The organism is Pseudomonas sp. PS01303 (genome assembly GCF_029959385.1).
GTDB classification, from domain to species: domain Bacteria; phylum Pseudomonadota; class Gammaproteobacteria; order Pseudomonadales; family Pseudomonadaceae; genus Aquipseudomonas; species Aquipseudomonas rustica.
The window spans coordinates 1-4,718 of the sequence record NZ_JASCPK010000244.1; the positions used below are offsets into that span (position 1 = coordinate 1).

Genomic DNA, 4,718 nt, shown 5'->3' on the forward strand with positions numbered 1-4,718 from the left:
TAGGCGCTGCCGAAGGCTGCGATCTTTTGATGGTGCTTTTAGATTGGCAAGATCAAAAGATCGCAGCCTTCGGCAGCTCCTACAGGAGTTAGTGTGATTCCAGGATGGTTACGGTGGCTGTGGTGCCTGCACGCAAGCGGTTCTTGCCAGCGTAATCCGCGTCAATCTCAATCCGCACCGGTACCCGTTGCGCGAGTTTTACCCAGGTGTAACTCGGATTGATGTTGGCCAGCAGTCGACTGCCCGGGGCGTTTTCGCGGTCGGCAATGGCGTAGGCGATGCTCTGCACCGTACCGCCGAAGGTTTCGCCGCTCATCAACTGCACTTTGACCCGGTCACCCTCTTCGATCCTCGGCAGTTTGGTTTCTTCGAAATAACCGCTGATGTAGAACGAATCACTGTCGACCAGCGCCAACAGCGCGCCACCGGCCACGGCGTAATCGCCCTGGCGGGTCAGTAGATTGGTGACGAAACCGCTGACCGGGGATTCGACACGGGTGCGCTGCAAATCCAGTTCCGCTTGGCTCAGTGCAGCAATCGCCAATTGCACATTGGCCTCGGCCAGCCCGAGATTGGCCTGATTGCGCAACAGATCGGCCTGGGCCACCGCGACGTCGGTGCTGGACTTCTCCCACTCCTCACCGGAAATGGCAAAACCCTGTTTCAACGTGCGCCGCCGACGTTCTTCGCTTTGGCGCTGTTTGAGCAGCGCCTCACTGGCAACAATCGAAGCTTTCGATTGGCCCAGCGTGGCTTTGGACACCTCGACCTCACGTCGCGCATGTTCCACCGCGAGTTTGTAGCGCGCCGGATCGATCTCCATCAGCAATTGGCCTTTATCAACGTGCTGGTTGTCCTGCACCGCCAGACTGACGATGCGCCCGGACACATCGGCCGACAATGTCACCACATCCGCCCTCACCCGGGCATCCCGTGTCCACGGCGCGCGGGTGTAATACTCCCAGGCGAACCAGCCGAGAACGATCGCCAATATCACCACCGCCACGGTCATCATTTTTGCCAACAACATTTTCAAGGGTTCAGGCTCCCATCAACAGAATCAGCGTGGCACAGACACAGGCATACAAGGCGCCTTCGAACAGGGCTTCATGCCAGACCAGGCGCAACACGCCCAGACGACGCAGCACCCAATCCAGCAGCAGGAATATTGGAATGGCCAGTAACAGCGCCTGGGCAATGGGCGGCAGGTAGACGCCGCCAACTTCGAAATCAATGGGCAAGGATCGGTTCTCCTTCAACGGTACCTGCTTGCAGATATTCGCCATGACGTTGCAGGAATGACACGACGATCAGCAACGCCACACGCATACGGAACACCGAGCCTAGATGTTCGTGACTGGCGACGTGCAATTCGTCCAGCTCATCGCCTAATGCGTGAAGTCGTTCCAGCAATGGCGCCAGTTGCACATCATCACGCGCAGCGACAAACCGCCCGGTGTGGCGCAACGCTGAAGACAAATGCTGGCTGAACGCAAGCGTCACCAGCGTGTTGTTCTGTGCTTGCAGCCGTAGCTGCTGCATCGCCACCCCCAACGCCAGACACGCCAGCGTCACTTCGTAGAGTTGCGGCATCGCTCGGTCATTCACCGCCGGCAACAGACCCTGCATGCTGGTCAGGCGATCGACCATGCGGCTTTCGAAAGCGAATTGCTGTTCATCGGTGGCCGGCAGCTTGGTCAGTTGATAGACCTGCTCGCGTGCTTCGTTATAGAGGCGACGCAGACGCCACGCCGGACGAAACGGGAAAATCCACGCGTAGACAATCAGCGCCAGCATCGCCGCGCTGACGTAAGCGCCGGCAAATTCAAACCATTGAATTGCGGTGTTCTGACCGGTACCAGCGTTCTGCGGGCCAAGCATCAGAAAACTCGACAAACCCAACCCCATCGCGATGCCCGCCGTGGCCGGACTGGATAACCCCACCGCGATCACATAGAGCAATGGCGCGAGCACCAACGCCAGCATTTCGAAGTTGCTGATCGCCGGCACGATCATGAATTGATAGAGCGCCGAGACCAGCAACGCCACGCCCAAGCCACGCGCATAACTTTGCGCGGCCATCAGCGGCCGCGGGAACGTCGCCATCAGTGAACACAGGATGCCGACCAGAATCATTCCGCCGCGCGCACCATCCCACGCCGTTTCGATCCAGATAAGTCCGGCCACCAGCAATGCTGTAAATGCCCGAATCGCGTTCATCGAGGCCAGGGTGAAATCCAGATGCAGCGGGCTCTGCTGACCGCGAAACATGCAACTGGCCTCACGCCCTTCCTGGATCGCATCGCTGAGTTCAAGAATCTGCTCCAGTTGTTGCATCAACCGCGCTTGCTCCCAGCGCAGCGCCCACGCCAGTGAGCGCAAAGTGGCGCTCATGTCCTCGGTCAATTGCTCGGCCTTATAGGCCATTGCATCGAATTGTTGCTGCAACGTGACGAAGTGGTGCCGGGCCTCCTCAGGCATGGCACGGCCCTGCTGCGCCAACTGATCGAGAAACGCCAGTTCATCGGCGCGTAATCGCTGGATATCCAGCGGTAGATCACCTTCCCAACGCTCGGTGAGCAATTGCCGCTGGTGACGCAGTGCGGTCAGCCGCGACGTTAGCAACATCAGTTGATTGCCCAATAACAGCACCAGATTGTTAGCGCTGCGCAGGCGCGGTGCATCGAAGTACAAATGCCGACGCAGGCCTTCCAGCGCACTGATTTCAGCGAGCACCTGCATTTGCCGACGCTGAAAATCGGCTTCGCTTTCTTCCGTGCGAATCACGGCAGCGGCATGGCCGGCGACCAGTTTGATCACTTGATCAACCTTGGCGAAATAACCCTTGGCCACCGCTTCTGGCCTCGCCGTCAGCAGGCTGACCACACAGACGCAGGCTACCGCCAATAACGTTTCAGTGACGCGGGTGACGGCCAGCAGAAACGTCCCGTCCGGTTCGGGAATCGCCAACAACGCCACCACCACCGCTGTATACCCGCTGAGCACAAATGCCTGCGAACTGGTGTAACGCAACAACGTGCCGCCCGCCGTACACAGTGCCAACCACAACGCGAGCGTTGTAATGAATGGCAGCGGTGCCTGAGGGAAAATCGCCATGATCAGCACTGCCACCGCCGCACCCAGCGTGGTGCCGATCACCTGGCCAAAACTGCGTGCCAGTGCCATCCCCGCCAGCGGCTGGCTGACAATCACCACCGCCATGATCGACCACTTCGGCTGATCAAGATCGAATACAAATGCCAAATATAAAGTCAGCAACCCGGCGGCGATGGTGCGCAGGGCAAACAACAGCACAGCCTGACCCGGATGGATCACCGCTTTGAAATAATTGAACAGGGCTTGCATGGGCACACTCATTAAAAGCAACTCCTGCAAGCGTAGACACTGCATCGCAAGCCGGACGAGTAATGCATTCGACGCGTGTTGTAGGACGTTTCACAAGGACAAGGTTTGACTCCCGCGCCGAGCTGACCGAAGCTTGCCGCTCTGCTCAAGTCAGCACGTTTCCGGATACCTGCATGCCCCAGTCCCGCCGCTACCTGCTCATCAGCCTTGGCCTCGTATTAATGGTGATCGTCGCCTGGTTGTCACTGCGCAGCACCACTCCGGTTGTCCCCGAAGCGATCAAGCATGGCTACAGCGAAGCTTTGTCGGCGGCGCGTGCCGGTCAGCCGGGAGCGGCGCGGCAGTTGTATCAGCAATTGGGGCGGCCTGATCTGTCGGTGAAACGCCGCGTGTGGCTGCATGCGGAATTGCCCAATTATCCAAGCCCGCAGGCATTGAAACTGGCCGATGCGGATTTGCAGAGCGAAGCGGCCGATGTTCGTCTGGCCGCGATCAAAAGTGTCGTGGGCCTGGTACCCGGCGGCCAGCGCAGCCTATTGCTCGGGCCGCTGCTGGAAGACGAGGATCAAACCGTTCGCTTTGCCGCGATCAATGCCCTGCTCGGTTTGACGCCGGATGAGCTGGGGTTGTACTTCGCACCGCTGGAGCAAGCGATCGACGGCTGGGAGCAAGTCCTCAAGGAGCAACCGCCGAGCGCTGCGACCTACGCGCAACTGGCGCGCCTGCACTTACACAATGCCGAACTCAAGCAAGCGCAGGACGCGCTGGAAAACACTTTGCGCCTGGAGCCGGGCAACTTGCCGGCGCTGGTCATGCAGATTGATGTGCTCGACCGTCAAGGCCAGAGCGACGCTGCCCGACAATTGCTTGCGCAGCAGCTCAAAGCCCAGCCCGATTCGGCGTATCTGCAACATGCTCTCGGCCTATGGTTGCTGCACCATGATCAGCTCGAATTTGCTTTGCTCGGCTTATCCAAAGCCGTCGAACTTGAACCCGATAACAAGGATTATCGCTACGACCTCGCGACCACCCTGCACAGCGCCGAAGAACTGGAAGCCGCGCAGAATCAGTTGCAGGAAATCGTTCAGCGCCATCCTGCCGACCGCAAGGCGCGGGTGTTGCTGATCAATTACTGGAAAGAAAGCGGTCAATTGCAGAACGTGCAGGTTTTGCTGGCACAACTGGAACAGCTCAATCCGGATGATCCTGCTTTGCAACAGGGCCTTTAAACCTCAAGCACACTGACCGAATTCACCACTGCCTGTGGCGAGGGGATTTATCCCCGTTGGGTCGCGCAGCGGCCCCTCTTCACCAAAAGCAGGGCCTGCTGCGCACGCCAACGGGGATAAATC

Annotated in this window: 4 protein-coding genes; 1 reads left to right on the plus strand and 3 read right to left on the minus strand. The window is 58.8% G+C overall.

All coding sequences use genetic code 11. The features are described from left to right. Positions 1–88 precede the first annotated feature (88 nt). From QMX93_RS29735 to QMX93_RS29745, 3 genes are read right to left on the minus strand one after another with little or no spacing between them, the layout of a single operon-like run. Positions 89–1,036, minus strand: a complete 948-nt coding sequence (locus QMX93_RS29735) for an HlyD family secretion protein (protein WP_282359137.1) — start codon at positions 1,034–1,036, stop codon at positions 89–91. A 4-nt stretch (positions 1,037–1,040) separates the two neighbouring features. Continuing rightward, positions 1,041–1,241 (minus strand): DUF1656 domain-containing protein, encoded by a 201-nt coding sequence (locus tag QMX93_RS29740; protein WP_053119922.1) that lies wholly within the window; start codon positions 1,239–1,241, stop codon positions 1,041–1,043. Further along, positions 1,231–3,378 carry an FUSC family protein gene (locus tag QMX93_RS29745; RefSeq protein WP_282359138.1) on the minus strand — a complete coding sequence of 716 codons (2,148 nt, stop codon included), beginning with the start codon at positions 3,376–3,378 and terminating at the stop codon, positions 1,231–1,233. The genes QMX93_RS29740 and QMX93_RS29745 overlap by 11 nt, the downstream gene beginning before the upstream one ends. 161 nt (positions 3,379–3,539) lie before the next feature. Between QMX93_RS29745 and QMX93_RS29750 the strand changes: the two genes are divergently transcribed. Further along, complete coding sequence (locus QMX93_RS29750; protein WP_282359140.1) at positions 3,540–4,595, plus strand: tetratricopeptide repeat protein; 1,056 nt, start codon at positions 3,540–3,542, stop codon at positions 4,593–4,595. The last annotated feature ends 123 nt before the right edge of the window (positions 4,596–4,718 follow it).